The organism is Variovorax sp. J2P1-31 (assembly GCF_030317215.1).
Classification (GTDB): Bacteria; Pseudomonadota; Gammaproteobacteria; order Burkholderiales; family Burkholderiaceae_C; genus Variovorax.
Map to the genome: position 1 here is coordinate 1,649,603 of NZ_JASZYA010000001.1, position 25,764 is coordinate 1,675,366.

The window sequence follows — 25,764 nt, forward strand, 5'->3', positions numbered from 1 at the left end:
GCATCCCGCGGCCTTCGCACGCCACCCCTTTTCAACCAAGGAGACAAAAATGAGTTGGTTTCGTTCTCTGGCCCTGCTGCCCGTCGCATCGGTGCTGCTGGGTCCCTTCGTCGGCAACCGCGTCGCACCGCTGGTGCTGGGCATGCCCTTCCTGCTGGCCTGGATGTCGCTGACCCTGGTGCTCACCTCGGTCGTGATGGCCATCGTCTACCGCCTCGATCCGGCCAACGCCGGCCCCGAACACGCCGTGGGAGAAGGCGAATGAACATCTCCATCGTCCTGATCTTCTTCACCATCGCGCTGGTGCTCTGGCTGGGCCTGCGGGCGCAGCGCGGCAAGGACATGAACCTCGAGCAGTGGACCGTGGGCGGCCGCGGTTTCGGCACCGCCATCGTGTTCCTGCTGATGGCCGGCGAGATCTACACCACCTTCGTCTTCCTCGGCGGCAGCGGCTACGCCTACGGGCACGGCGGGCCGGCCTACTACATGCTGGGCTACGGCAGCCTGTGCTTCATCCTCTCGTACTGGCTGCTGCCGCCGATCTGGCGCTACGCGCAGCAGCGCAAGCTGGTCTCGCAGCCGGACTTCTTCGCCGCCAAGTACGACAGCCCGGCACTCGGCATCCTGGTCGCGGTGGTGGGCGCGGTGGCGCTGATTCCCTACCTGGTGCTGCAGCTGCGCGGCCTGGGCATCATCGTGAGCGTCGCCTCCTACTCGGTGATCAGCTCCACGCAGGGCACGGTGATCGGCGCGCTGGTCATCACGGCCTATGTCATGGTCTCGGGCATCCACGGCTCGGCCTGGACCTCGGTGCTCAAGGACATCCTCGTGATGGGCGTCGCGATCTTCCTCGGCCTCTACCTGCCGTTCCACTACTACGGCGGCATCGGCCACATGTTCGAGGCCATCGAGCAGGCCAAGCCCGGCTTCCTGGCCCTGCCGGCCAAGGGCGAGAGCGCGGTCTGGATGGTCTCGACCATCCTGCTGAGCACCCTGGGCTTCTACATGTGGCCGCACATGTTCATGGCTTCGTTCTCGGCCAAGGGCGAGCGCGGCCTGCGCAAGAACGCCTTCGTGCTGCCGATCTACCAGCTGATGCTGCTGTTCATCTTCTTCGTCGGCTTCGCGGCGGTGCTGCAGGTGCCCGGGCTCAAGGGCGCCGACATCGACCTGGCGCTGTTCAAGATCTCGATGGCCACCTTCGACCCCTGGGTGGTGGGCCTGATCGGCGCGGCCGGCGTGCTGACCGCGATCGTGCCGGGCTCGATGATCCTGATGGCGGCCGCCACGCTGGTGGCGAACAACATCTACGGCCCGCTGCGCGCCCGCTCCAGCCAGGTCCGGATCATCAGTGTGGCGCGGCTGATGGCCCCGGCCGTGATGGGCGTCGCGCTGTGGTTCACGCTGCAGGGCGGGCAGACCATCGTGGCGCTGCTGCTGATGGCCTACAGCCTGGTGACGCAGCTGTTCCCGGTGCTGCTCGCCAGCCTGCTGCGCGTCAACCCCGTGACCAAGGTCGCGGCCTTCGCCAGCATCCTGGTCGGCGAAGCCACCGTGGCCGTGCTGTCGCTGAACAAGCTGTCGGTCGCCACGCTGTTCCCCTTCCTGCCCGACGCGCTGAAGGACCTGAACGTGGGCATGGTCGCCTTGACGCTCAACGTGCTCACGCTGATCGTGGTGTCCGCGCTGACCCGGGCGCCGCGCCACGCCGGCCCGCGCCTGCAGCAGCAACAAGGATGAACGCCATGCAACCCGCAGTGCCCTTCCTGCTCGACGCGCCGGATCTGGACGGCTGGCGCGCCGGCAACACCGGTGTCGAAGGCGTCTGGCAGTTCGATTCGGGCCTCGCCGGGCGCCATGTGCTGATCACGGCGCTGGTGCACGGCAACGAACTCTGCGGCGCCTGGGCGCTCAAGGGCCTGCTCGACGCAGGGCTGCGCCTGCGGCGCGGCCGCCTGACGCTGGCCTTCTGCAACCTCGCGGCCTTCGACCGCTTCGACCCTGCCGATCCGGATGCCGCGCGCTTCGTCGAGGAAGACCTCAACCGGCAGTGGTCGCCCGAGCGCCTGCGCCAGCCGACCAGCCTCGAACGGCGCCGCGCCGCCGAGCTCGCGCCCTTCGTCGAGGCCGCCGACTGGCTGCTCGACCTGCATTCGATGCACGAGCCCGGGCTGCCGCTGACGCTCACCGGCCTGGCGCCAGCGAACATCGCGTTGGCCGCCGCGATGGCCTCGCCGGAGCACATCGTGGTCGATGCGGGCCACAAGGACGGCGTGAGGATGCGCGACTTCGGCCGCTTCGGCACGCCCGAGGGCATTGCCGCCGGCGCGCGCTCGCTGCTGGTGGAGTGCGGCTTCCACGGCGATCCGCACAGCCGGCGCGTCGCGCAGGACCAGTGCGCGCGCTTCCTGCTGGCTGCGGGCAGCATCGATGCGCCGGATGGCGCGGCCTGGCTGCCCGGCTGGCGGCTGCCCGATGCCGACGGCCAGTGGGTCCTCGAGGTGGCGGGCGGCGTGGTGGCGCGCGACGAGACGGTGCGCTTCTCGCAAGCTTTCCAGGGCCTGGAGGTGATTCCTGCCGCGGGCACGGTCATCGGTTTCAATGGCGAGCCGATCGTGACACCCTTCGACGACTGCGTGCTGGTCATGCCCTCGCTGCGCCAGGCACGCGCGGGCGTCACGGTGGTGCGCTTCGCACGCCGCCGGCGCGCACGGCCTGTTTCAACCGAGGAGCTTGCATGAACACCGCCACCCCCGACGCCGGCATTCGCCTGATCGACTGCACCGAGGCCGAACACGCGGGCGCCATCCTGGCGATCCTGAACGACGCCATCGTGCATTCGACCGCGCTGTACGACTACGTGCCGCGGCCGCCGGAGGCCATGGCCGCCTGGTTCGCGACCAAGCGGGCCCACGGCTTTCCGGTGATCGGTGCGGTCGACGCGGACGGTCGGCTGGCCGGCTTCGCCAGCTGGGGCACCTTCCGGGCCTTTCCGGCCTACAAGTACACCGTGGAACACAGCGTCTACCTGCATCCCGCGCAGCGGGGGCGGGGCCTGGGCCGGGTGCTGATGGAGGCGCTGATCGAGCGGGCGCGGGCGGCCGAGGTGCATGTGCTGGTGGGATGCATCGACGCCAGCAACGGCGCGAGCATCGGCTTGCACCAGCGGCTGGGCTTCAGCCACTGCGGGACCTTCCGCCAGGTCGGCTTCAAGTTTGGGCGCTGGCTGGACGCGGCCTTCTACCAGCTCGAACTGGAGACGCCGGCGCAGCCGGTGGACGGCTGACCGGTTGCGCGGGCCGCCAGGCTTCAGCTGTCCTTGTCGTCGTCGACGCTGGCGCTCCAGCGCGAGCCCCAGCTGCGCGAGGCGTCGTCGAGGTGGCGCCGGTCCTTCTTGGTCGGGCGGCCCTGCTCGATGCTCAGCGCCGGCTCGCTGCCCATGCGGCGCTGCTCGCGCGCCGCGGCCTGCGCCGCCAGGCTCTCGGGCGTTTCCTCGTAGAGCTGCTGCGCCACCGGCGCCGGCCCGCGCTGGCCGCTGATGCCGAGCACCCGCACCGTGCGCTGGGCCGGGCCCTGGCGGAAGGCCACGGTGTCGCCGGCCTTGACCTCGCGCGAGGCCTTGGCCACGTCGCCGTTGACCTGCACCCGGTTCTTGCCGATCTCCTCGGCCGCCAGCGAGCGGGTCTTGTAGAAGCGCGCGGCCCAGAGCCATTTGTCGATGCGCAGACGGTCCATTCCTGTCCTTATCCTTTGTCCAGCGGCAGATGCACGATGGCATCGAGCCCGACGACGCGGCCGTCGCTGACCCGATTGTCCAGTGTGATCCTGCCGCCCAGCGCATGCACGATTTCCCGACAGATCGTCAGGCCCAATCCCGAGCCGCTGGCCATGTCGCCGGCCGCGAAGGGCGCGAACAGGCGCTGGCGCAGTTCCGAGGAGATGCCGGGGCCGGCATCGCGCACCCGCAGCACGGCGTGCTCGCCGTCGGCGCGCACCTGCACCGAGAGCTCGCCGCCGGCCGGGCTGTGCTTGATGGCGTTGTGCAGCAGGTTGCGCGCGAGCTCCTGCAGCATCCATCGGTGCGCGTGCACCGGCACGGCCATGGCGTCGAGGTCGAAGTCGAGCGAGCGGTCGGCGATCAGCGGCGAGATGTCGAGCGCCACCTGGCGCACCATCTCGCCGAAATCCAGGGTGCTCGATTCGGGCTGTTGGCGCAGCTGCTCCACCTTGGCCAGCGACAGCATCTGGTTGGCCAGCAGGGTGGCGCGCGTCACCGTGTCGGCGATCTCGCCCAGGGCCTGGTCGGCCGGCACGTCGCCGCGGCGGGCCGACTGCACCTGGGCCGTGAGCACCGCCAGCGGCGTGCGCAGCTGGTGGGCGCTGTCGCGCACGAAGCGCTTCTGGTGGTCGAGCAGCGCCTGCAGCCGCCCCATCACGCGGGTGGTGGCCTCGACCAGCGGGCGAAGCTCGCGCGGCGCGCCGGCCGCATCGATGGGCGACAGGTCGTCGGCCGGGCGCGCCTCGATGGCCTCGCCCAGCGTGCGCACCGCGCGCGTGGCGCGTTGCACCACCAGCGCGGTCACGGCGGCGATCACGCCCATCAGCACGGCCTGGCGCCACAGGGTGTCGAGCAGCAGCTTGCGCGCCAGCGTCTCGCGCAGCTCCAGGGTCTCGGCCACCTGCACCACGGCCATGCCGCGGCCGGTCGAGCTCGCCACCGGCTGCAGCAGCACCGCCACGCGCACCGGGTGCGCGCGGAACTCGGCGTCGTAGAAATCGACCAGCGAGGCATAGGGCGGCCGGATCGGCAACTGGCCGCGCCAGAAGGGCAGTTCGTCGAAACCCGAGATCATCTCGCCGCGCATGCTCGAGACGCGGTAGTACATGCGGCTCTGGTTGTCGGCCTCGAAGGCCTCGAGCGCGGAGTAGGGCACCACCGCGCGCAGCACCGCGGCATCGTCGTAGCCCACCACGTCGAGCTGCTCGCCGATGGTCTTGGCCGAGGCCAGCAGCGTGCGGTCGTAGGCCAGCGTGGCGGCCGCCAGGCTCTGGCGATAGAGGCTCACGCTGTTGATCGCGATCACGACCGCCACCGGCACCAGGATGCCGAGCAGCAGGCGCGCGCGCAGCGAGGACGCGCGTTCGGCCATCAGGACTTCTCTTCGCGCAGCAGGTAGCCCAGGCCGCGCAGCGTCATGAGCGCGGCGCCGGTGCCGGCGAGCTTCTTGCGCAGGCGGTAGACCACCACTTCCACGGCCTCGTACTGCACGTCGGCCTCGCCCGGGAACACCAGTTCGAACAGCCGTTCCTTCGCCACGGCGTGGCCCGGGTTCGTCATCAGCGCCTTGAGCAGCGCGAGCTCGCGCGGCGTGAGTTCCAGCACTTCGGCGCGGTGGTAGATGGCGCCGCTGTCGGCCTCGTAGCGCAGCCCGCCCACCGGCCGCGGGCCGTCGGGCGGCGCGCCCGCCTCGGCGCCCTGGTGGCGCCGGCGCAGGGCGCGCAGCCGCGCCTCCAGCTCGTCGAGGTCGAAGGGCTTGGGCAGGTAGTCGTCGGCACCCGCGTTGAGGCCGACGATGCGGTCGCCCACGGTGCCGCGCGCGGTCAGCAGCAGCACCGGCGTGCGCAGGCCGGCGGCGCGCGCCCGCGCCAGCACCTGCAGGCCGTCGAGGTTGGGCAGGTTGAGGTCGAGCGCCACCACGTCGGGCTCCAGCGCCTGCCACTGCGCGAGCGCGAGCGCACCGTCGCCGCAGACGCGCACGTCGATGCGGCGGCGGCCCAGCGTGCGTTGCAGCGTGGTTTGCATCGTGGGGTCGTCTTCGACCAGCAGCAGCTTCATGGGGGAGGGGGGTTCGGTGTTTACCCCAGTGTGCCGGACAGCCAACTGACAGCAGGGCGGCGCATCATAGCGGCGTTCAGGTTCTACTCAGCTTTCACCGCACAAGGAGACACTCGATGCGTCGCGATACCTTTCTGAAGTCATTGGCCGCCCTGGCCGCCGTGGGCGGCTTGCCCCTGTCGGCGCACGCCGCCGCCAACGTCAAGATGATGATCCCGGCCAACCCGGGTGGCGGCTGGGACACCACCGGCCGGGCGCTGGGCAAGGCCCTGACCGATTCCAAGGCCGCCGACACCGTGACCTACGACAACAAGGGCGGCGCCGCCGGCGCGCTGGGCCTGGCGCAGTTCGTCAACGGTTCCAAGGGCGATCCGAATGCGCTGATGGTCATGGGCTCGGTCATGCTGGGCGGCATCATCACCGGCAAGCCGCCGGTCAAGCTCGAGCAGGCCACGCCGCTCGCGCGCATCACCACCGAGTACAACGTGTTCGTGCTGCCGGCCAACTCGCCGCTGAAGACCATGAAGGACGTGGTCGAGCAGCTCAAGAAGGACCCGGGCAGCGTCAAGTGGGGCGGCGGTTCGCGCGGCTCCACCGAGCACATCGCCGCGGCCATGATCGCGCAGAAGGTCGGCGCCGACCCGTCGAAGATCAACTACGTGGCCTTCCGTGGCGGCGGCGAGGCCACCGCGGCCATCCTGGGCGGCAACGTCACGGTGGGCGGCAGCGGCTACAGCGAATTCGCCGAGTACATCGCGACCGGGAAGATGCGCGCCATCGCCGTCACCTCGGCGCAGCGCCTGCCGGGCATCAACGTGCCCACGCTCAAGGAACTGGGCATCGACGTCGAGATCGGCAACTGGCGCGGCGTCTACGGCGCGCCGGGCCTGACGGCCGAACAGCGCAAGGCGGCCATCGACATGCTGCAGACGGCGCTCAAGAGCACGGCCTGGGCCGAGGCGCTGAAGAAGAACGACTGGACCTCGTCGGTGCTGACCGGCGACGCGTTCGCCAAGTTCGTCGACGACGACTTCGCGAGCCTGCGGGCGATCATGGCCAAGTCCGGGATGATCTGACTCGCCCCCGAGGGGGCGCGCACTTCGTGTCGCTTCCCTTCCCCCATCCGGGGGCGACACCGGCGGCCCGGCAGAGCCGGTTCCGCGGTGTCCCTGGTGTTCTTCGGGCTCGCGCACTTCGTGCGCATTGCCTTGGCTCTTGAGCGGGGCCTTTCTATTTTTTCCACGACTGTGGGAGCAAAAAATGACAACTCCAGAATCCTCGGTCGCGTCGCCCCCTGCGGCGCTGTGGCCGCAGACGCTGGTCGGCGCGGGTGTGCTGCTGACCGGCATGGCGCTGGCCTTCGGGGCCATCGACATTTCTTCCGAGGCCGGCTACGGCGGCGTCGGGCCCAACTTCCTGCCCTGGCTGGTGTCGATCGTGCTGATGCTGTGCGGCGCCTGGATCCTCTGGGAAGCGCGCACCGGCGGCTTCCGCGAGCTCGATGCGCCCACGGGGGCCGAGGGCGCCTACTGGCCCGGCTTCGTCTGGGTGTCGGCGGGGCTCCTGCTCAACGCGGCGCTGATCACCTCGCTGGGCTTCATCCTGAGCTGCACGCTGTGCTACGTGATGGCGGTGCAGGGACTGCGCCGCGCGAGCGGGCAGCCGGGCGTGAACGCGCCGCGCACCTGGGTCATCGACGCCGTCACCGGCGTGCTGATCGCGGCGCCCGTGTTCTGGACCTTCACGAAATTCCTGGCCATCAACCTGCCGGGCCTGACTTCCACCGGGTGGCTCTGACATGGACATCTTCAACGCCCTGATGGCGGGCTTCGCCACCGCCATCACCCCCATCAACCTGCTCTGGTGCCTGGTCGGCTGCGCGCTGGGCACGGCCGTCGGCGTGCTGCCCGGCATCGGCCCGGCCGTGGCCGTGGCGATGCTGCTGCCGATCACCGGCAAGGTCGACATCACGGCCTCGATGATCTTCTTCTCGGGCATCTACTACGGCGCCATGTACGGCGGCTCGACCACCTCGATCCTGCTCAACACGCCCGGCGAAACCGCCAGCATGGTGACGGCGATGGAGGGCAACAAGATGGCCAAGAGCGGCCGCGCGGGCGCCGCGCTCGCCACCGCGGCCATCGGTTCCTTCGTGGCCGGCACCATCGCCACCGTGATCGTCACGCTGTTCGCGCCCTTCGTGGCCGAGTTCGCCGTCAAGCTGGGTCCGCCCGAATATTTCCTGCTGATGCTGCTGGCCTTCACCACGGTGAGCGCGGTGCTGGGCAAGAGCACGCTGCGCGGCATGACGGCGCTGTTCATCGGGCTGGCCGCGGGCTGCGTCGGCCTCGACCAGATCTCGGGCCAGGGCCGCTACACCGGCGGCGTGCCCGAACTGCTCGACGGCATAGAGATCGTGCTGGTCGCGGTCGGCCTGTTCGCGGTGGCCGAGGTGCTCTACGCCGTGCTGTACGAAGGCAAGGTGGTCGAGGGCCAGAACAAGCTGAGCCGCGTGCACATGAGCAAGCGCGACTGGAAGCGTTCGGTCCCGGCCTGGCTGCGCGGCACCGCCATCGGCACGCCCTTCGGCTGCATCCCGGCCGGCGGCACCGAGATCCCGACCTTCCTGAGCTATGCGATGGAGAAGAAGCTGGTCAAGAACCCCGAGGACAAGGCGGAGTTCGGCACCAAGGGCGCGATCGAAGGCGTGGCCGGCCCCGAGGCCGCCAACAACGCGACCGTGACCGCGGCCCTGATCCCGCTGCTCACGCTGGGCATCCCGACCAGCAACACCACCGCCATCCTGCTGGGCGCGTTCCAGAACTACGGCATCCAGCCCGGCCCGCAGCTGTTCACCACCTCGGCCGCCTTGGTCTGGGCGCTGATCGCTTCGCTCTACATCGGCAACGTGATGCTGCTGGTGCTGAACCTGCCGATGGTGGGCCTGTGGGTCAAGCTGCTGAAGATCCCCAAGCCCCAGCTCTACGCCGGCATCCTGATCTTCGCCACGGTCGGCGCCTACGGCATGCGCCAGAGCGCCTTCGACCTGTTCCTGCTGTATGCCATCGGCGTGCTGGGCGTGATCATGCGGCGCTTCGATTTCCCGACCGCGCCGGTGGTGGTCGGCATGATCCTGGGCCCGCTGGCCGAGGCGCAGCTGCGCAACGCGATGTCGATCGGCGAGGGCAGTGCGATGGTCTTCTTCCAGCGCCCGATGTCGATCACGCTGGTGGTGGTGATCCTGGCCGTGCTGACGCTGCCGCGCATCGCGAAGGCGATGGCGATGCGCAAGGAGCGCGCGCAGCTCGCCTGAGCTGCAGCGCCGCCCGATCTCAGCGCCCCGCGCCGGGTTGCGCCGCAGCAGCGGCCACCGGCTCGGCCGGGAGCGTCGGCCGTCCCCTGGGGCCGGGCGTGAACTGCATGAACACCTGCGCGGTCGCGTACGACAGCCAGAGCTTGCGCCAACGCAGGAAGTCCAGGCCCAGCAGCATCTCGGCCTGCTTGTCCGAGGGGTCCTGCACCAGGACCGGCGCGCGCGCGAACGTGGCTCGCCCCACACGCATGCTCGCAAAGCGGTGGCGATGCGCCGCGACCGACAGGCCGTTCATGCCCGTCAATGCACCCATCGGTTCTTGCGCGAGCACCACCGGGTCGACGCCGGCGGCAATTGCCGCGTCGTGGCTCACCAGGCTGCGCTGTGCCCCGGTATCCACCAAGGCCAGTACCGGATGGCGGTTCAGGACCACGGGAATCAGCAACGCATTCTCCGCGCTGTGCACCGCGTCGATGCGGTCGTGGGCTTCCCGCCACGGCACGAAGTCCCCGGCGCAATCGGAGAGCGCATTGACCGGGTAGAGCGTCATCGTCTGCTTCGGAAAGTCGAGCTCGACGTCATAGGACGCAAGGAGGTCGGCGCCCAGCAAACCCGCGGGAGCCTGCGGATCGCCGTCGTCCCCCGCGCGCGCGATCTCGGCCACCGTCAGGTCGTAGCCCAGCCGTTGCGAGCTGCCGAACGTCAGGTGCGAGGCAGTGACCGCCGGCGTGGATTGCGAGAGACCTCCCACACCACGGACCCGGACCCGGTGGCGCTCATTGGGCTCCAGTCCGAGGGCTTGCGCCATGGCCGGTGTGATGGTGCTGTGCTGCGCGCCGCTGTCGACCATCATGGGCAGCGAACGGCCATCGATGCCGATCTCGACCAGAAAACGTCCTTGGTAGAGCCGCATCGGCAACACCGCACTGGCGACAGGATGGCAGGTGGCGACGGCGGACAACGACGCCAACGGTGGCGCGTCGACCGCCGGGGGCGCTGGCATCGGCGAGGCTGCTTGCGCAGCGATGCCGTGCACGCACATCGCCAATGCCATCGACAGCGGTGCAGAGTGCCGAACATTTCTCTTCGTGCCTCGTGGATTTCTCAGGGTCATCGAGAGCCTCTCAACCGTCGTTGGCGTTTCTCAAGTACGTCGTTCCGAGCCGCCCCGCCGCGGCAACCACACGCAAGCTGGCCGAACGCCACTCCGACAGGCAGCGGATGCGCTCCTGCTGCGCTTCGGCCAGCGCCTTCTGCGTGCCCAGGATCTCCAGCACGTCGGCCGCGCCCTTGTCGTATCTCCGTTGCGAACTCTCCAGCGAGGACTTCGGTCAAGGATTGAGCCGATGCGCTGGCATCAGCCCCACTGGCCGAAACTGGTCAAGAAGCGCTTGAAGCTCTTGGCTGATCTGCGCTGATTCACTCATGATTTGCTCCTGGAATGATATTGAATGGATTCCCCAAGGGAAATCTCCGGTCGTTATAGATGCCGAATTCCTCTATGCAAGTGACTGGCCCTTGGGTCGCGAAAGTCAAGATGGCCTTTCCAAATTTTTCTTTCGAATAGCGCTTGAAAGATCCCAGTAGTCCTTGTTGAATAGGCGGGGCTTCCTCGAGAATCCACCCCGATTTCGCCAACGCGGTCGACATCATCTTTTCCGAAAGGCAGGCGCTGGAATCTTCGATTCCTGATCTTCCCATCTGCAATGAAAATATGGAAAGGGATTTTTCGCCGATCCCTTCTATGACGCCAACAGAGAAATACCAGTCTGCGCCTGCCTTTGCAAGATAATGAACTCCCGGCTGCCTCGGCTCGTTGAATACTCCTCTTTCTTTTGGGATTTTTATTCCAAAGGCTGTTTCGGCTTGTTCTCTCGTGACATGCCCTTCTGGTAGTATCAACACCCGAAGAAGTTTGCTCAATAGCTCGTCTGAAGTGAATGGATAGGGGGGGTGGAATTTATTTTCCTGACCAGCAATGCCGTTCGCGCTCTGTGGATTGCCATGTCTGGGCTGCGCCAACGTGTTTTGATACAGAAAGACGAAAAAAAGAATGAGAATTCTTAGAAGAGGGTTGGCAAAAGGCTGACAAGCTCCGTGCCTGCATCTTTTGCGTGAGAATATTTTCGGATAACATTTTGATACACTTATCATCATCGATCTCCGGAAATGCTCAATATTTGGGAAAATTTTTACTGTTTGATCATGTATTCAGTTTGAGATGGCGCTCGATCCATGAGGGCTCTCTTTTTTTCTGCTGAAGATCGCAATACTCTCCAGGCACGTTGCAGTGGTGGTTGCAAAAAATAGAATGGCGTCGCCTGAGTGCCCCTTGATATATCTCTTGAACGACCCCGCCATTCCTTGCGGGATAAAAAGGATCTTCCTTCAGGATCCACCCTGATTGCGCCAAAATCGCCAAACTCTTCTTCGGAAAGCAAGAGTTGGAGAATTGAAGGCCGGACTCTTCGAATCCGAGAGTGAATATCGATGCATCTTGCTCGTCCGTCCTGCCACCAACTTCAACCGAAAAACACCAATCCACTTCATTTCTGGCAGGATACTGAATACCTGGTGTCCCTGGTCCAGCGAATGATCTCTTGTTCATGGGAGTTTTTATCCCAAACGCCGCTTCGGCTTGCTCCCTCGTGATGCGCCCTTCAGGCTGTATAACGGGAATGATCTATTTGGATGGGCGTTGGTTGTCGGTCATAATTGAAATACTATTCAAGCAGGTCGCCGGGCCGTTTGTGGCAAAAAGCAGAATGGCTTTGCCTAGCGCCCCTTTGGTGTAAATTTTGAAAGGCCCGATTCCCCATTGTGGTGTGGGTGGTGCTTCCTTGAAAACCCATCCTCCTTGCGACAACGCCTCAGATGTCATTTTTTCGGAAATACAAACGTTCGGATAGCGAAGCCCCATCCCTACAATTTCAAGTGAAAATGTGGAGCTGCTTTTCGTCAACGATCCGTCGATGACGCTGACGGGAAAATACCAGTCGACGCCCTCCATGGCGAGGTAATGGATGCCTGGCTGCCGCGGCCCACTAATTGCTCTTTCATCTTCTGGGATTTTTATTCCAAAGGCTGCTTCGGCTTTATCTCTCGTGATATGTCCTTCAGGCAGCATCAAAACGCGACGAAGCTTGCTTAAGAGCTCGTCTTGCAAAAATGGGTAGGGAGGCTGAAACCGGATGCTTTGAGGTTTATTTTCATTTTCCTGGTGCGAATTCTCTTGCCCGGATTGAGCCCAAATGGTTGGAGAAGAAAGGCTCGCAAGGAGCACAAACAATCCAACGATGCAAAGAAGAACTGCTTTGGGCAAAGTGATTATTTGATCGCCGATTTGGCGAGAGCAATAGCTGCAAGGCTTCAAGAAGTGCCTCGCTTTGGATTCGAGTTTCCGTTGCATTCGGTATTGAATCTCGCATGGAGGCGCAGCGCTTTTCTGTTGGGGGCAAATGTCGGGCTGCGTTTTCTTCCTCGCAGGCGTGCCCGCCATGCAACCGACGCATGGTCGACGAAATGTGAAACCAAAACGGTACGGCGCCCGAGGCCATTGCGCGCGGCCGCTGCAGGGAAGTGCCTGCGTTTGCAATTCGCCATATCACATCCCTGTCACTTGTTCTCGTTGTCTGCGAATGCTCGACGCAATGCACTGACCCAGGACTGACTTAAATGTGAAGATTGTTGTCAGCGACGTTTTGCATGGGACGTCGTCTCTGCTGACAATGAATGGCGTTTGATTTGATGCCTCGACCGATGGATGGGCGCGAGCGGCGCGGCGATGGGAGTAGGCTGCCCCGATCGGCAAGGCGTGGCTTCGGGCGCCTCGCCGCCGGCAGCGCAAGAACTCGCCCTTAACCGATCGCCGCAGACGCAGGGATAGGCATGCGCGGGCGCTCCGGCGCGCTCCGAAGCTTGCAGCGCGCCGATGCTCATCGGTCGTTGCACAAAGCGTGTGTTGCTTGTCGGAGCAACGGCGATCGTCTCCCTGGCCGCCTTCGAACAAGGTCACCTAAGGCTACGCGCCAACGGGTCCCAGCGACGTCGCTCGCTGCGACCCCTCAAGAAAAGGTCGCGCCGAGATCGACGCGACCTCCGAACTCAGAACACGTAGCTCCCGCTCAACAACACCGCCCGCGGCGCGCCCGGCATCGAAGTGGCGCGCCAGTAGCGCTTGTCGCTCAGGTTGGTGACGGCCAGGGTCACGGTCCAGGGCATGGCGCGCCAGCCGACCGAGGCGTCCCAGCGGGTGTAGCCGGAGCGTTCGCTGAGGTTGTCGATGGCGTTGTAGATCGGGCCGCGGTAGGTCACGCCGAGTTCGCCGTACCAGGGGCTCTCGGGTGCGTAGCGCACGAAGACGCTGCCGTTCTTGCGCGCGACGTTGGGCTTGAACTTGCCGACGTTGGCCGGCGTCGTGAGGTCCTGCGTGACCTTGGCCTGCTGCAGCCCCACGCCGCCGCGCACGTACCAGCTCTTCGCGAGTCGGCCGGTCATGCTGGCTTCGAGGCCGCGCGAGCGCTCGGCGCCGCGCACCGCCCAGCGGAAGGGATCCTTGTCGGGGTCGGGCCGGTAGCGGATGTTGAGCAACTCCAGGCTGTAGAGCGACACCTGGGTCGAGAGCCGGCCGCCGAGCCAGTCGCTCTTGGTGCCGATCTCGAACTGGCGCGAGACCTGCGGTTCCTCGTCGTAGACCGCGTTGTCCTCCACCGCCACGCTGATCATGCCGCGCCCGCCGTAGGGCGAGAAGTTCTTGGAATACGAGGCGTAGAAGCTGTGCGCGGGCAGGGGTTGCCACACCACGCCGACGCGCGGGCTCAGGTGGCTGCCGTCGTAGCTGCGCTCCTTGTCGATGAGCACGTTGCGGCTCGCGAAGTCGAAGCTTTCCTGGCGGGCGCCGACCAGCAGCTTCCATTGCTCGCTCAGGCCGATCAGGTCCTGCACGTACAGCGCGCGCGATTCGGCGCGGTGTTGGTTCACGGTGCGGGCCGGACCGTGCGGCAGCTTGGGCACCCCCCAGACGGGGTTGTATGGATCGACCGACGCGGTGTACGTCATGGCCGGGTCGGTGATCGAGGTCGACAGGCTGGGGTTGCGCTTCTCGGTGGCCAGCTCGAAGCCCAGCAGCAGGTCGTGCGTGATGGCGCCGGTCTTGAACTTGCCCGTCAGGTCCAGCGCGTTGGTGAAGGTGCGGTTGTCCGTCTGCTGCCAGGCGCGGGTGAAGGTCATGCGGCCGGGCGTGGTGCAGCGGCGGCCGTTGCTCAGCAGGGTGCCGTTTGGGCGGCAGTAGCTGCCGCCGTAGAGATGGTCGAAGTCCTGGCTGGCCTCGTGCAGCACGCTGGTCCACTTGAGCGACCAGTCGCTCGTGAAGTCGTAGCTCAGCACCGAGCGCCACATCTTCATCCTGTCCTCGATGAAGTCGTCCGGATGCGCATAGGCGGTGCGGATCGACACGTCGGCCGGCAGGCTGTCGTAGGCGGGCGCGCGGTCGGGGCGGCGCCACACCGTGTCCTGCGTGTACTGGCCGAGCCAGCGCAGGCCGCGATGGTTGTCGTACAGGATGCTGGGCGACACCATCGTGTTCTCGTTCTGGATGCCGCTGCGGAAGCTGTCGGCCTGTTCGCGGTCCAGCGTCAGGCGCACCACGGTGTTGGGGTTGATCTCGCGGTTGAGGTCGATGGTGGCGCCCCGGTTGTTCCACGAGCCGGCCCGCAGCCCGATGCTGCTGACCGCGTCGAAGCTGGCCTGCTTGCTCACCAGGTTGACGATGCCGCCGCCGCTGCCGCGGCCGTACAGCACCGAGGCCGGGCCTTTCAGGATCTCGATGCGCTCGACGTTGGCCGTGCTGCGCCGGATCTGCCCGCCGGCGCGCACGCCGTCGCGGTAGATGTCGCCCGAGCTGGCGTCGAAGCCGCGGATGGTGATGCCGTCGCCGCGCGTGTCGTAGGTGGTGTCGATGCCCGGCGTGCCGTCGAGCATCACGCTCAGGTCGTTGATGCCGTAGGTCTTGAACTTGCTCACCTCGATCACGTCGACCGTCTGCGGAATGTCCTTCAGGGGCAGGGCGGTCTTGGTGGCGGTCGAGACGCCGCCGCGCGGGCGGGCGTCGTCCGGGTCCAGCGCGTCGGCCGTGACCGTGACCGTGTCGAGGGCGCGCGCACCCGCGGGGTGCAGGGCGTCAGGGCCCTGTTGGGCATGGGCCGCCCAGACGGACGCCATGGCGGCGAAGCCGGCCGCGACCTGGCCGAAGGGGGGAGTGATGAAAGATCTGTAGCGCAACGAAAAGCCCTCCTCGTGTTTTTAGGAGGGGCGAGTCTACAGATAAAAACGATTCCCATTTAGATTCGATGGAAACCTTGGGGCGCGCCGTCGTTGCATCGTCATTGCGACATGCAGGCCGCTGCCCCATCCGAAGCGGGCGGCGAAGAGGGCGGTCTCGACCCCCTCGCCGCCGCGTCTCACTTGCCCAGGGGAATCGCGTCCACCGGCACGACGGCGGGGACCGCCTGCTTCTTGTTCATGGCGCGCCGGAGGAAGGCGACCACCTGCCACACGATCACGATGCCGATCACGCTGAGCAGCGTGGCGCTGATCGGGCGGGTCACGAAGGCGCTGAAGCTGCCGCGGCTCAGCAGCATCGCGCGGCGGAAGTTCTCTTCCAGCATCGGGCCCAGGATGAAGCCCAGCATCAGCGGGGCCGCCTCCATGTCCAGCCGCAGGAAGAGGTAGCCGATCAGGCCGAACACGGCCGTCGTGTAGATGTCGTCGAGGCTGTTGTTGATGCTGTAGGTACCGATGCAGCAGAAGAACAGGATCGCGGGGAACAGCACGGTGTACGGGATCTTGAACACCGACAGCCAGTAGCGCACCAGTGGCACGTTGAGCACCACCAGGAAGCAGTTGCCGACCCACATGCTGGCCACCAGGCCCCAGAACAGGTCCGGGTGCGTGGCGATCATGTTGGGACCCGGCTGGATGCCCTTGACGATGAAGGCCGCCATCATCAGGGCCATCACGGCGTTCTCGGGGATGCCGATGGCCATCAGCGGAATGAAGCTGGTGCGGGCGGCAGCCTCGTCGGCGGCGGCCTGGCCGGCCACGCCTTCGATGCAGCCGGTGCCGATCTCGTGCTTGTACTTGCTGAACTTCTTGTCGGCCGCATAGGCCGCGAACTGGGCGATGGTCGGGCCGCCGCCGGGCAGGATGCCCAGCACCGAGCCGATCACGCTGCCGCGCAGCGCGCTCGGGATGATGCGCTTGAACTCGGGCCAGGTCGGCATGAGCTTGATCTTGCCGTTGAAGGGCGTGAGCACGTTCTTGTTGTCGAGGTTCTTCACCACCTCGGCGATGCCGAAGCAGCCCAGCGCGATGCTGATGAGCCCGATGCCGTCCTGCAGGAAGGCCAGGTTCATGGTGTAGCGCGCCACGCCGCTGTTGACGTCGGTGCCGACCATGCCCAACAGCACGCCGATCATGGCCATCGCCAGGCCGTTGAGCAGGCTGCCGCTGCTGACGAAGCTCACGCAGAAGAAGCCCAGCAGCATCAGCGCGCAGTAGTCGGCCGGGCCGAACAGGAAGCCGACCTCGCCGAGCGCCGGCGCCATCGTCGACAGCACTACGATCGCCACGGTGCCGCCGATGAAGCTGGAGATGCCCGCGGTGAACAGCGCCAACCCGGTCTTTCCCTTGAGCGTCATCTGGTAGCCGTCGATGCAGGCCACGATGCTGCTGGCGTGCGGGATCTTCATGGTGATCGCACTCACGCTGTCGCCGTACTGCGCACCGTAGTAGATGCCGGCCAGCATGATGAGGGCGCCGCCGGTGGGGATGGAGTAGGTCAGCGGCAGCAGCAGGCTGATGGTCGAGAGCGGACCGAGGCCGGGCAGCAGGCCGACCAGCGTGCCGACGGTACAGCCGAGCGCGCAGTAGAGCAGGTTCTGGATGGTCAGCGCATGGCTGAATCCGAACGCGAGGTTGTTGAGGACTTCCATCAGTAGAGCGGCAGGTTCAGGCCGAGAAAATTCTTGAAGGCGAACGCGACGAGGACCAGGCCGATCGAGATCTTGATGTTGCGCACCACCGAGTACGAGGTGCCCGCGAAGGTCGAGCAGAACACCAGGAAGATGATCCCGAGGATCATGTTGATGTACTCGGAGATCACCGCGAAGCCGATCAGGCTCAGCAGGATCAGCACGATGTTCTTCACGCCGTAGTCCACCGGCAGGCGCTCGACGAAGAAGGAGCGGGCCGCGGTGATCAGACCGATCACGAACAGGAAGCCGCTCACCATGAGCGGGAACAGGCCGGGGCCGGAGCGGGCCAGGTTGCCCAGGCTGTACGAGAACGCGACGCCGCCGAAGAGCAGCGCGATGGCCATGATGACCACCCCTCTCACGAAGTTGCGGTTGTTCATGGCGTCCCTCCCGCGGGCGAAGGGATGAGGGGTCGGTGGCGTGGCATGCAAAGGTCTCCTTGTGGTTCACGCCTGGCCATCGGGGCTCTCTGTGAGCAATGGTGGACAGGCGGCGAATCGTAGAAAACGATGCTTCCAATCGGCTTTCGTTTTGCCTGCCGCGCCCCAAAATACGTGTTATCACTGACCTGCCGCTAAGGGCATTCACTGCGGTGACACGCTGATGCCGTAGCCCCGTCGGTCGGCCTGTCGCGTGGCCGGTGGCAGCTGCAGGATGGCGCGCAGGCCGGTGCCGCCATCGGCCTCGGCCAGCACGATGTCGCCGCCGTTGCGCTGCGCATAGGCGCGCGCGATGGCCAGGCCCAGGCCGGCGCCGCCGGCGCGGTCGCCGGCCTGGCGGAAGCGCTCGAAGACCTCCGCGCGCCGCGCGGCTGCGATGCCCGGGCCGTCGTCGCTGACCTCGGCGCAGGCCATGCCGTCGACCCTGCCGGCCTTGACCGTGATGCGGCCGCCCACGGGCGTGTAGACGATCGCGTTGTGCACGAGGTTGGCCAGCGCCTCGTGCAGCTCGGCCGCGTCGGCCTGCACGGGCACGGCGGGGCTCGGCGCGGCGCCGGCCGGGGCGTCCTCGCGCGCGTCGACCCAGCCCAGGTCCTGCTCCTTCTCGTGCGCCAGCGTCAGGTACTGCAGCACCACGTCCTTGGTGATGGCGTTGAGGTCCGCGACTTCGGCCGCCTGCGGCGACGCGGCGTCGCTCGCATGGGCCAGCGAGAGCAGCTGTTCGCACAGGCGCCGGCTGCGCGCGATCTGCGTGACCATGGCGCGCAGCGTGGCGTGCAGCTGCGTGCTGTCTTTCTCGCGCAGCGCCACGCCGGCCTGGGTCAGCATGATGGCCAGCGGCGTGCGCAGCTGGTGCGAGGCGTCGGCCAGGAACTGCGACTGCTGGTCGAGCAGGCCGCGGTAGCTGGCGACGTTGTGGTTCACCGCCTCGACCAGCGGCGCCACCTCGTGCGGCACCCCGCTCGCATCGAGCGGCTCCGGCACCAGGCCCTTGCGCCGGACCACCGAGCGCCGCAGCCGCTCGAGCGGGCGCAGCGACCAGGTCACGCCCAGCCAGACCAGCAGCACCACGATCAGCACCATGCGCGCATCGCGGAACAGCTGCTGGCGCAGCGAGGCCGCTTCGGCCCGATCGCGCGGCTCGGTGCCCTCGGCCGTCTGCACCCGCAGCTCGTAGGCCTGGCCGCGGCCGTCGAGCACCGTGCTGCGCAGCGCCACCATGCGCACGGCACGGCCTTGGTAATGGCCGTCGAACCAGACCGGCGAGGCGCTGTCGCCGCTGCGGGGCGGCGGCGGCAGATCGGCATCGCCCAGCAGCAGCCGGCCCGCGGCCGCGTCCGCGCCCTGCGGCCGGATCTCGACGCGCAGGTGCCCGGTCTTGCGGCTGGCCGCATCGAACATGCGCTGCACCTGGGCGGCGCTGGCGTCGAGCTGCAGCGCGCCGTCGGGCCCGGGCGAGACGCTGCGGCGCAAGGCATCGGCCGCGTCGAGCATCACGCTGTCGTAGGCGCCCTGGACCAGGTCGCGCAGCGCGCGGTAGTCGTTCCAGCTGTCGAGCGCGAGCAGGCCCAGGATGCAGGGCAGCAGCAGCGCGAGCAGGCGCGCGCGGATGCCGAAGCGGCTGCGGGCTTCAGTCGCCGGCGGCGTCATGCCCGGTGCTCTCCAGCATGTAGCCCAGGCCGCGCACGGTGACGATGCGCACGTCGCCGCCGGCCAGCTTGCGCCGCAGCCGGTGCAGCACCAGTTCGATGGCGTCGGGGCCGGCATCGCTGTCGGCCGGGAAGACCTTGGCCGAGAGCTGCGACTTCTCGACCGGCGAGCCGGCGCGCGTGAGCAGCACCGCCAGCGCGGCGCTCTCGCGCGGCGTGAGCTGCAGCAGCGTGTCGCCCAGCATGAAGGCGCGGCTGCCGTGGGCGCGCGAGAGCGAGCCGCAGCGCAGCGCGGCATGCGGGCTGCCGCGCGCGCGGCGCGCCAGGGCTTCGAGACGGGCCTCGAGTTCCTCGATCGCGAAGGGCTTGCTCAGGAAATCGTCCGCGCCGGTGTTCAGGCCCTTGACCCGGTCCTTGACCGAGCCCTGGGCCGTGAGGATCAGCACCGGCGTGCGGTTGCCCGCGGCGCGCAGGTCGGCCAGCACCGACAGGCCGTGCCGGTCCGGCAGCTGCAGGTCGAGCACGATCACGTCGTGGTCGCCCGAAGCGAGCAGCGAGGCGGCCATGGCCGCATCGGGCGCATGGTCGGTCACGTACCCGCTTTGCTTGAAGGCACGCAGGAGCCAGGAAGCCATTTCGGCTTCGTCTTCGACCAGGAGCAGACGCATGCGCCGATCCTAGCGCGGCAGGGCGGGCTTCAGGTCCTCGTCGATGTGCGGATCGGCGGGCTGGCCGCGCAGCCGGCGTACGGTGCGCCGGATCCAGTGCTCGATGTCGTCGATGTAGGTGAACACGGCCGGCACCACCAGCAGGCTCAGCACGGTGGAGGTGATCAGCCCGCCGATCACGGCCATCGCCATCGGCGAGCGGAAGCTCGCGTCGGCCGCGCCCCAGCCGAAGGCGATCGGCATCATGCCCGCGCCCATCGCGATGGTGGTCATGATGATCGGGCGCGCGCGCTTGTGGCAGGCGTCGCGCAGCGCGTCCCAGCGGCTCATGCCCTGGTCGCGGCGCGCCACGATCGCGTACTCGACCAGCAGGATCGAGTTCTTGGTCGCCACGCCCATCAGCATGATCAGCCCGATCAGCGAAGGCATCGACAAGGCCTTCTGGCCGATCAGCAGCCCGACGAAGGCGCCGCCCAGTGCCAGCGGCAGCGCGCACAGGATGGTCACCGGATGCAGGAAGTCCTTGAACAGCAGGACCAGCACGATGTAGATGCACAGCACGCCGGTCAGCATCGCCAGGCCGAAGCTGCCGAACAGCTCGGTCATGACCTCGGCGTCGCCGATCTCGGCCACGCGCACGCCCGGCGGCAGGCTGCGCATCGAGGGCAGGGCGGCGACCATGGTCTTGGCATCGCCCAGGCCCACCTTCGACAGCTCGATCTCGAAGTTGACGTTGCGCGAGCGGTCGTAGCGGTCGATCACGGCCGGGCCGCCCTCGACCGTGATCTTCGCGACCTGGCCCAGCATCACCGGGCCGCGCGTGCCGGGCACGGTCAGCCGTTCGAGCAGCGCCTGGTCCTGGCGCGCGCTGTCCTCGAGCTTGACCACGATCGGCACCTGGCGCTGCGCGAGGTTGAGCTTGGGCAGCGACTGGTCGTAGTCGCCCAGCGTGGCCACGCGCAGGGTCTCGGCGATGGCGGTGCTGGTCACGCCCAGGTCGGCGGCGCGCGCGAAGTCCGGGCGCACCGCGATCTCGGGCCGCACCAGGCTGGCGGTGGAGGTGATGTTGCCCAGGCCGGGCACGGTGCGCAGGTCGCGTTCGACCGCGCGGGCCGCGGCCGTGAGCGCGACCGGGTCTTCGCCCGACAGCGCCAGGATGTACTTCTCGCCCGAGCCGCCCAGGCCCACGGTGCTGCGCACGCCGGGCAGTGACTCGAGCGCGGCGCGCATCTGGTCCTCGATCAGCTGCTTGCGCGGGCGTTCGCCGCGCGGGTCGAGCTGGATGGTCAGCGTGGCCTTGCGCGTCTCGGGCGTGCCCAGGCCGGCGAAGGGATCGCCGCCCGCGCTGCCGCCCGCCACCGTGGTGTAGACGCTCTTCACATGCGCGATCTTCATCACGCGCAGCCGCGCCTCCTCGGCCGTGGCCGTGGTCTGCGACAGCGTGGCGCCGGGCGCGAGCGAGAGGTAGACCTGGGTCTGCGAGCCGTCGTCCGGCGGGATGAAGCCGGTCTTGAGCAGCGGGATCATCGCGATCGAGCCGAAGAAGAACAGCGTGGCCATCACCATGGTGGCGAAGCGGTGCGTCATGCACCACTCGGCCGCGCGCATGTAGAGCTTGAGCCAGCCGGCTTCCTTCTCCTGCGTGACGATGGGCTTCAGGATGTAGGCCGCCATCATGGGCGTGAGCACCCGTGCCACCACCAGCGAGGCGAAGACCGCGAGCGAGGCGGTCCAGCCGAACTGCTTGAAGAACTTGCCGGCCACGCCGCTCATGAAGGCCGTCGGCAGGAACACCGCGATCAGCGTGAAGGTGGTGGCGATCACCGCCAGCCCGATCTCGTCGGCCGCCTCCATCGCCGCCTCGTAGGGCGTCTTGCCCATGCGCAGGTGGCGCACGATGTTCTCGACCTCCACGATCGCATCGTCGACCAGGATGCCGACCACCAGCGACAGCGCGAGCAGCGAGATGATGTTGATCGAGAAGCCCAGCAGGTGCATGCCGATGAAGGCCGGGATCACCGACATCGGCAGCGCGATGGCCGAGACGAAGGTGGCGCGCCAGTCGCGCAGGAACAGCCAGACCACGATCACGGCCAGGATCGCGCCTTCGTAGAGCAGGTGCAGCGAGCCGTCGTATTCCTCCTGCACCGGCTTGACGAAGTTGAAGGCCTCGTTGAGCTGGATGTCGGGGTGCTGGGTGCGCATCTCGGCGAGTGCGCCCTGGATCAGCTTGCCCACGGCCACTTCGCTCTCGCCGCGGCTGCGCGCGACCTCGAAGCCGACCACGGTCTTGCCGTCGAGCAGCGCGGTGGCGCGCGGTTCGGCGATGGTGTCGCTGATGCGCGCCACCTGGTCGAGCCGGATGCGGCGGCCGTCGGACAGCGGGATCTGGATGTCGCGCAGTTCGTCGGCCGACTGCACCGTGGCCAGCGTGCGCACCGGCTGCTCGCTGCCCGAGAGGTCGAAGCGGCCGCCCGCGCTCTCGGTCTGCACCAGCCGCAGCTGGCGCGAGATGTCGGCCGCGCTGGCGCCCAGCGCCTGCAATTTGGCCGGGTCGAGGTCGACGTGCACCTGGCGCGTCACGCCGCCCACGCGGTTGACCGCGCCCACGCCGGGCAGGCTCAGTAGCTTCTTGGTCACGTCGTTGTCGACGAACCAGCTCAGGCCTTCGGCGTCCATCTTGGTCGAGGAGATGGTGTAGGCCAGCACCGGCTGCGCCGCGAAGTCGAGCTTGGTGACGACCGGGTCGCGCACGTCGGCCGGCAGGTCGGCGCGCACGCGCTGCACCGCGGAGCGCACGTCGTCGACCGCCTCCTGCACCGGCTTCTCGAGCCGGAACTCGACGATCAGCGTGGCCGCGCCGTCCTGCACCTTGGTCGTGATGTGCTTGAGGCCCTGGATGGTGGCGATCGCGTTCTCGAGCTTGCGCGCGACGTCGGTCTCGAGCTGAGAAGGCGCGGCGCCGGGCAGCGCCGCCGTGACGGTGACGGTCGGCAGGTCGATGTCCGGGAAGTTCTGCACCTTCATCGCGTTGAAGGACAGCAGCCCGCCGAAGGTGAGCAGCACGAACAGCATCACCGCGGGAATCGGGTTGCGTATGGACCAGGCGGAAACGTTCATGGTGAGCGAAGCTCCTTACTTGGCCGCGGCCGAGGCGGCCGATGCAGGGGCGCCGGCCGCGGGCGTGTCGACCACGCGCACCAGGTCGCCGTCGTTGAGGAAGCCCGCGCCTTGCACCACCACGCGCGCATCGGCTGGCAGTTTGGTCAGCACCTCCACGCGGTCGCCGACGCGGCGGCCGGTCTGGATCTTCAGCTGCGACACACGCTGGTCGGGCTGCAGCACCAGCAGGTGGTTGAAGCCGTCGCGCGGCACGATGGCGGCCTGCGGCACGGTGAGTGCATTGCTGCGACCGAGCTGGAACTCGCCATTCGCGAACATCCCCGCCTTGATTCCAGTGTTCTGCAGCACGTTGGGGATGTCGACATAGACCAGCGCATTGCGCGTCTGCGGGTCGACGGTCGGGGCGATGCTGCGCACCGTGCCCTTGACCTCGGCGCCGCTCGCGCTGACCACGGTGGCCGGCGTGCCGACCGCCACGCGGCCCAGTTCGGCCGAGGTGACTTCGGCACGCCATTCGAGCCGGCCCTTGCGGATCAGCTTGAACAGCTCGGTGCCGGCGGCGACCACGCTGCCCACGGTGGCGGTGCGGGCCGAGATCACGCCGTCGTCGGGCGCCAGCACCTGCGTGTTGCGGCCGCGCACCTGCTGCGCGGCCAGCACCGCCTCGGCCGCCTCGACGCGCGCCTTGGCGGTCTGCTCGGTGGTCTGGTACTGGTTGATCTGCTGCTGGCTCAGCGCGCCGGTCTGGGCCAGCGTGCGGGCGCGGGCCGCGTTGCCGGCGGCATCGGCTGCGGTCGCCTTGGCCTCGGCCAGCGAGGCGCGGGCCTGGGCCACGTCGGCGTTGATGGTCTCGGGCGAGAACACGGCCAGCACCTGACCCTTCTTCACCACGTCGCCGACGTTCACCCGCACCTCGGCCAGCCGCAGGCCGTTGGATTCGGAGCCGATGCTGGCCTCCTGCCAGGCCGCCACGTTGCCGTTGGCCGTGAGCGTGACGTTCAGTTCGCTGGGCTCGGCGCGTGCGACCGAGACGGTCAGCGCCGGGCGCGCGGCGCCCTCCTTGGCGGCGGCGGGCTGCGTTGCCGGGGTCTTGTCGGCCGGCTTGCGCAACAGCCAGAAGCCGAGCACGGCGACGACCACGACGGCCAGCAGCACGGCGATGAGGGTGGAGCGGTTGAGTCTTTTCATGGCGTCGTCGAGGAAAGGGAGGAGGTGTTCTGCGCGAGCGCGGCATCGGGCCGCGTCCAGCCGCCGCCGGTCGAGCGGTAGAGCGCGACCCAGGCTTCGGCCCGTTCGCGCTGCAGCGCCACGCGGGCGGTCTGCGCCGCGAACAGCGTGCGGCGCGCGTCTTCGAGTTCGAACAGGCTGGCGAGCCCGCTCTCGTAACGGGCCTGCGTCGCGTTGAACGAGGCCTGGTAGTTCTGCACCGCGATGTCGGCGTTGCCGGTGCGCTCGTCGGTGGCCTGCAGGTTGACCAGCGCCTCCTCGACCTCGCGCACCGCGGTGCGCACGTTCCCGCGGTACAGCGACACGGCTTCGTCGTAGCGGGCCTTGGCCGAGGCGGCGTTGGCCGCGCGCGTGCCGCCATCGAAGATCGGCAGCGTGAGCGCCAGCGGGCCGATGGTCCAGGTCTGCAGGTCCTGGCTGGCGCCGCCGCTGCGCAGCTGCAGCGCCGCGACCGAACCCTGCAGCGTGAGCCGCGGATAGCGGTCGGCTTCGGCCGCGCCCACGTCGGCACTGGCCGCGGCCACCGCGAGCTCGGCCGCGAACACGTCGGGCCGCTGCGCCAGCATCTGCGCCGGCACGCTGGCGACCGCGTGCACCAGGGGCAGCGCGCGGTCGGCCGGCACGGTGGCCAGTTGCTGGTCGAGCGCGCGCGCGTCGAGCCCGCTCAGCGCGACCAGGCCCTTGCGCAGCACCGCGCACTGGGCGCCCTGCTGGGTGAGCCGGCCCGCGGCGTCGGCGGCGCTGGCGCGCGCCAAGGCCGCATCGGCCGGTGCGGTGAAGCCGGCCTTGGCCGACAGGTCGGTGAGCCTCGCGGTCTCGCCGCGCGAGCGCGCGTCGGACTCGGCCACCGCCAGCTGCCGCTGGCAGGCGCGCTCGGCGAAGTACTGGTTGGCCGTCTCGGCCGCCACCGACACGCGGGCGTCGTGCCACTTGGCGCTGGCGCCCTGCAGTCGCGATTGGGCGGCGTCGCGGCTGGCGCGGCGGCCGCCGAACAGGTCGATCTCCCAGCTCGACTGCAGGCCGGCCTGCAGCGTGGTCACGCCCGGCAGCGAGGTGCTGGACTCGCTCGCGCCGCCGCCCGTGCCGCTCATTGGCGAGTTGCTGCGCTGGGCCGACAGCGTGCCGTCGAGGGTGGGCAGCAGCGCCGCGCCCGACTGCACGCGCGTGGCGCGCGCCTCGACGATGCGGGCCGAGGCACTGGCCACGGTCGGGCTCACGGCCTGCGCCGATTCGATCAGCGCGAGCAGCACCGGGTCGTCGAGCTGGCGCCACCAGTCGCTCAGGCCGGGCAGCGAGCCGGCGTGGGGCAGGGCGGCCGCGGCCGTCGCCTTCGGCAGCGGCGCGTTCCATTGCGGGGGGACCGGCGCATCGGCGACCGCGGGCGGGCGCGTGAGGCCGCAGGCGGCCAGGGCCAGCGGCAGGCACAGCAGGGCCAGGCGGCGGGAGGCCGGGCCGAAGGTCGGGGAGGTCATCGG

General features: G+C 67.9%; 23 protein-coding genes. 7 read left to right on the forward strand and 16 right to left on the reverse strand.

Annotated features, from left to right (window positions below):
* The first annotated feature begins 49 nt into the window (after positions 1 to 49).
* From QTI20_RS07575 to QTI20_RS07590, 4 genes are read left to right on the forward strand one after another with little or no spacing between them, the layout of a single operon-like run.
* A complete protein-coding gene (locus QTI20_RS07575) occupies positions 50 to 265 on the forward strand; it encodes a DUF3311 domain-containing protein (protein WP_183025920.1) in 216 nt (71 codons plus the stop codon).
* The gene (locus QTI20_RS07580; RefSeq protein WP_286548744.1) at positions 262 to 1,740 is read left to right on the forward strand and encodes a sodium:solute symporter family protein; all 1,479 of its coding nucleotides are present in this window, start codon (positions 262 to 264) and stop codon (positions 1,738 to 1,740) included. Before QTI20_RS07575 ends, QTI20_RS07580 begins: the two co-directional genes overlap by 4 nt.
* 5 nt (positions 1,741 to 1,745) lie before the next feature.
* On the forward strand, positions 1,746 to 2,741 hold the full coding sequence (locus QTI20_RS07585; RefSeq protein ID WP_286548742.1) for a M14 family metallopeptidase: 996 nt from the start codon (positions 1,746 to 1,748) through the stop codon (positions 2,739 to 2,741).
* A complete protein-coding gene (locus tag QTI20_RS07590) occupies positions 2,738 to 3,286 on the forward strand; it encodes a GNAT family N-acetyltransferase (RefSeq protein WP_286548740.1) in 549 nt (182 codons plus the stop codon). The genes QTI20_RS07585 and QTI20_RS07590 overlap by 4 nt, the downstream gene beginning before the upstream one ends.
* 23 nt (positions 3,287 to 3,309) lie before the next feature.
* Here the strand turns inward: QTI20_RS07590 and QTI20_RS07595 are convergent, their stop codons facing one another.
* Genes QTI20_RS07595 through QTI20_RS07605 form a run of 3 tightly spaced genes read right to left on the reverse strand, consistent with a single transcriptional unit; the run spans position 3,310 to position 5,836 of the window.
* The gene (locus QTI20_RS07595) at positions 3,310 to 3,735 is read right to left on the reverse strand and encodes an RNA-binding S4 domain-containing protein (protein ID WP_286548739.1); all 426 of its coding nucleotides are present in this window, start codon (positions 3,733 to 3,735) and stop codon (positions 3,310 to 3,312) included.
* Positions 3,736 to 3,743: 8 nt separating this feature from the next.
* Complete coding sequence (locus QTI20_RS07600; protein WP_286548737.1) at positions 3,744 to 5,150, reverse strand: sensor histidine kinase; 1,407 nt, start codon at positions 5,148 to 5,150, stop codon at positions 3,744 to 3,746.
* On the reverse strand, positions 5,150 to 5,836 hold the full coding sequence (locus tag QTI20_RS07605) for a response regulator transcription factor (protein WP_286548735.1): 687 nt from the start codon (positions 5,834 to 5,836) through the stop codon (positions 5,150 to 5,152). Before QTI20_RS07605 ends, QTI20_RS07600 begins: the two co-directional genes overlap by 1 nt.
* Positions 5,837 to 5,952: 116 nt before the next feature.
* Between QTI20_RS07605 and QTI20_RS07610 the strand changes: the two genes are divergently transcribed.
* From QTI20_RS07610 to QTI20_RS07620, 3 genes are all read left to right on the forward strand, one after another.
* Positions 5,953 to 6,912 carry a Bug family tripartite tricarboxylate transporter substrate binding protein gene (locus tag QTI20_RS07610; protein ID WP_286548733.1) on the forward strand — a complete coding sequence of 320 codons (960 nt, stop codon included), beginning with the start codon at positions 5,953 to 5,955 and terminating at the stop codon, positions 6,910 to 6,912.
* A gap of 184 nt (positions 6,913 to 7,096) precedes the next feature.
* Positions 7,097 to 7,633 carry a tripartite tricarboxylate transporter TctB family protein gene (locus tag QTI20_RS07615; protein WP_286548728.1) on the forward strand — a complete coding sequence of 179 codons (537 nt, stop codon included), beginning with the start codon at positions 7,097 to 7,099 and terminating at the stop codon, positions 7,631 to 7,633.
* 1 nt (position 7,634) lies between these two features.
* A complete protein-coding gene (locus QTI20_RS07620) occupies positions 7,635 to 9,149 on the forward strand; it encodes a tripartite tricarboxylate transporter permease (RefSeq protein ID WP_286548725.1) in 1,515 nt (504 codons plus the stop codon).
* A 19-nt stretch (positions 9,150 to 9,168) separates the two neighbouring features.
* Here QTI20_RS07620 and QTI20_RS07625 read toward each other — a convergent pair whose 3' ends face one another.
* The 13 genes from QTI20_RS07625 to QTI20_RS07685 form a co-directional block, all read right to left on the reverse strand.
* Positions 9,169 to 10,203 (reverse strand): retroviral-like aspartic protease family protein, encoded by a 1,035-nt coding sequence (locus QTI20_RS07625; protein ID WP_286548723.1) that lies wholly within the window; start codon positions 10,201 to 10,203, stop codon positions 9,169 to 9,171.
* A gap of 70 nt (positions 10,204 to 10,273) precedes the next feature.
* Complete coding sequence (locus QTI20_RS07630; protein WP_353507256.1) at positions 10,274 to 10,426, reverse strand: hypothetical protein; 153 nt, start codon at positions 10,424 to 10,426, stop codon at positions 10,274 to 10,276.
* A gap of 142 nt (positions 10,427 to 10,568) precedes the next feature.
* Positions 10,569 to 11,171 (reverse strand): hypothetical protein, encoded by a 603-nt coding sequence (locus tag QTI20_RS07635; protein ID WP_286548720.1) that lies wholly within the window; start codon positions 11,169 to 11,171, stop codon positions 10,569 to 10,571.
* A 181-nt stretch (positions 11,172 to 11,352) separates the two neighbouring features.
* A complete protein-coding gene (locus QTI20_RS07640) occupies positions 11,353 to 11,757 on the reverse strand; it encodes a hypothetical protein (RefSeq protein ID WP_286548719.1) in 405 nt (134 codons plus the stop codon).
* A gap of 75 nt (positions 11,758 to 11,832) precedes the next feature.
* Positions 11,833 to 12,558, reverse strand: a complete 726-nt coding sequence (locus QTI20_RS07645; RefSeq protein WP_286548717.1) for a hypothetical protein — start codon at positions 12,556 to 12,558, stop codon at positions 11,833 to 11,835.
* A 695-nt stretch (positions 12,559 to 13,253) separates the two neighbouring features.
* Entirely contained in the window at positions 13,254 to 15,428 is a 2,175-nt protein-coding gene (locus QTI20_RS07650; RefSeq protein WP_286548716.1) for a TonB-dependent receptor, read from the reverse strand.
* Between the two features lie 179 nt (positions 15,429 to 15,607).
* Complete coding sequence (locus tag QTI20_RS07655; protein WP_286548715.1) at positions 15,608 to 17,140, reverse strand: tripartite tricarboxylate transporter permease; 1,533 nt, start codon at positions 17,138 to 17,140, stop codon at positions 15,608 to 15,610.
* A complete protein-coding gene (locus QTI20_RS07660; protein ID WP_286548714.1) occupies positions 17,140 to 17,562 on the reverse strand; it encodes a tripartite tricarboxylate transporter TctB family protein in 423 nt (140 codons plus the stop codon). Before QTI20_RS07660 ends, QTI20_RS07655 begins: the two co-directional genes overlap by 1 nt.
* A 204-nt stretch (positions 17,563 to 17,766) precedes the next feature.
* Positions 17,767 to 19,272 (reverse strand): sensor histidine kinase, encoded by a 1,506-nt coding sequence (locus tag QTI20_RS07665; RefSeq protein WP_286548713.1) that lies wholly within the window; start codon positions 19,270 to 19,272, stop codon positions 17,767 to 17,769.
* The gene (locus tag QTI20_RS07670; RefSeq protein ID WP_183025976.1) at positions 19,253 to 19,939 is read right to left on the reverse strand and encodes a response regulator; all 687 of its coding nucleotides are present in this window, start codon (positions 19,937 to 19,939) and stop codon (positions 19,253 to 19,255) included. The genes QTI20_RS07665 and QTI20_RS07670 overlap by 20 nt, the downstream gene beginning before the upstream one ends.
* A gap of 9 nt (positions 19,940 to 19,948) precedes the next feature.
* Positions 19,949 to 23,059: an efflux RND transporter permease subunit gene (locus QTI20_RS07675; RefSeq protein WP_286548710.1), complete on the reverse strand. Its 3,111-nt coding sequence runs from the start codon at positions 23,057 to 23,059 to the stop codon at positions 19,949 to 19,951.
* A 15-nt stretch (positions 23,060 to 23,074) separates the two neighbouring features.
* Positions 23,075 to 24,250, reverse strand: a complete 1,176-nt coding sequence (locus QTI20_RS07680; protein ID WP_286548708.1) for an efflux RND transporter periplasmic adaptor subunit — start codon at positions 24,248 to 24,250, stop codon at positions 23,075 to 23,077.
* Entirely contained in the window at positions 24,247 to 25,761 is a 1,515-nt protein-coding gene (locus QTI20_RS07685; protein WP_503011383.1) for an efflux transporter outer membrane subunit, read from the reverse strand. Before QTI20_RS07685 ends, QTI20_RS07680 begins: the two co-directional genes overlap by 4 nt.
* Between the last annotated feature and the right edge of the window lie 3 nt (positions 25,762 to 25,764).

Bases quoted from the DNA above. Each gene is read 5' to 3' on its own strand.
- QTI20_RS07595 (WP_286548739.1), bottom strand. From the start codon at position 3,735: ATGGACCGTCTGCGCATCGACAAATGGCTCTGGGCCGCGCGCTTCTAC.
- QTI20_RS07580 (WP_286548744.1), top strand. From the start codon at position 262: ATGAACATCTCCATCGTCCTGATCTTCTTCACCATCGCGCTGGTGCTC.
- QTI20_RS07615 (WP_286548728.1), top strand. From the start codon at position 7,097: ATGACAACTCCAGAATCCTCGGTCGCGTCGCCCCCTGCGGCGCTGTGG.
- QTI20_RS07625 (WP_286548723.1), bottom strand. From the start codon at position 10,203: ATGGCATTGGCGATGTGCGTGCACGGCATCGCTGCGCAAGCAGCCTCG.
- QTI20_RS07665 (WP_286548713.1), bottom strand. From the start codon at position 19,272: ATGACGCCGCCGGCGACTGAAGCCCGCAGCCGCTTCGGCATCCGCGCG.
- QTI20_RS07680 (WP_286548708.1), bottom strand. From the start codon at position 24,250: ATGAAAAGACTCAACCGCTCCACCCTCATCGCCGTGCTGCTGGCCGTC.
- QTI20_RS07675 (WP_286548710.1), bottom strand. From the start codon at position 23,059: ATGAACGTTTCCGCCTGGTCCATACGCAACCCGATTCCCGCGGTGATG.
- QTI20_RS07610 (WP_286548733.1), top strand. From the start codon at position 5,953: ATGCGTCGCGATACCTTTCTGAAGTCATTGGCCGCCCTGGCCGCCGTG.
- QTI20_RS07605 (WP_286548735.1), bottom strand. From the start codon at position 5,836: ATGAAGCTGCTGCTGGTCGAAGACGACCCCACGATGCAAACCACGCTG.
- QTI20_RS07655 (WP_286548715.1), bottom strand. From the start codon at position 17,140: ATGGAAGTCCTCAACAACCTCGCGTTCGGATTCAGCCATGCGCTGACC.
- QTI20_RS07590 (WP_286548740.1), top strand. From the start codon at position 2,738: ATGAACACCGCCACCCCCGACGCCGGCATTCGCCTGATCGACTGCACC.
- QTI20_RS07645 (WP_286548717.1), bottom strand. From the start codon at position 12,558: ATGCAACGGAAACTCGAATCCAAAGCGAGGCACTTCTTGAAGCCTTGC.
- QTI20_RS07640 (WP_286548719.1), bottom strand. From the start codon at position 11,757: ATGAACAAGAGATCATTCGCTGGACCAGGGACACCAGGTATTCAGTAT.
- QTI20_RS07575 (WP_183025920.1), top strand. From the start codon at position 50: ATGAGTTGGTTTCGTTCTCTGGCCCTGCTGCCCGTCGCATCGGTGCTG.
- QTI20_RS07585 (WP_286548742.1), top strand. From the start codon at position 1,746: ATGCAACCCGCAGTGCCCTTCCTGCTCGACGCGCCGGATCTGGACGGC.
- QTI20_RS07685 (WP_503011383.1), bottom strand. From the start codon at position 25,761: ATGACCTCCCCGACCTTCGGCCCGGCCTCCCGCCGCCTGGCCCTGCTG.
- QTI20_RS07660 (WP_286548714.1), bottom strand. From the start codon at position 17,562: ATGAACAACCGCAACTTCGTGAGAGGGGTGGTCATCATGGCCATCGCG.
- QTI20_RS07620 (WP_286548725.1), top strand. From the start codon at position 7,635: ATGGACATCTTCAACGCCCTGATGGCGGGCTTCGCCACCGCCATCACC.
- QTI20_RS07600 (WP_286548737.1), bottom strand. From the start codon at position 5,150: ATGGCCGAACGCGCGTCCTCGCTGCGCGCGCGCCTGCTGCTCGGCATC.
- QTI20_RS07670 (WP_183025976.1), bottom strand. From the start codon at position 19,939: ATGCGTCTGCTCCTGGTCGAAGACGAAGCCGAAATGGCTTCCTGGCTC.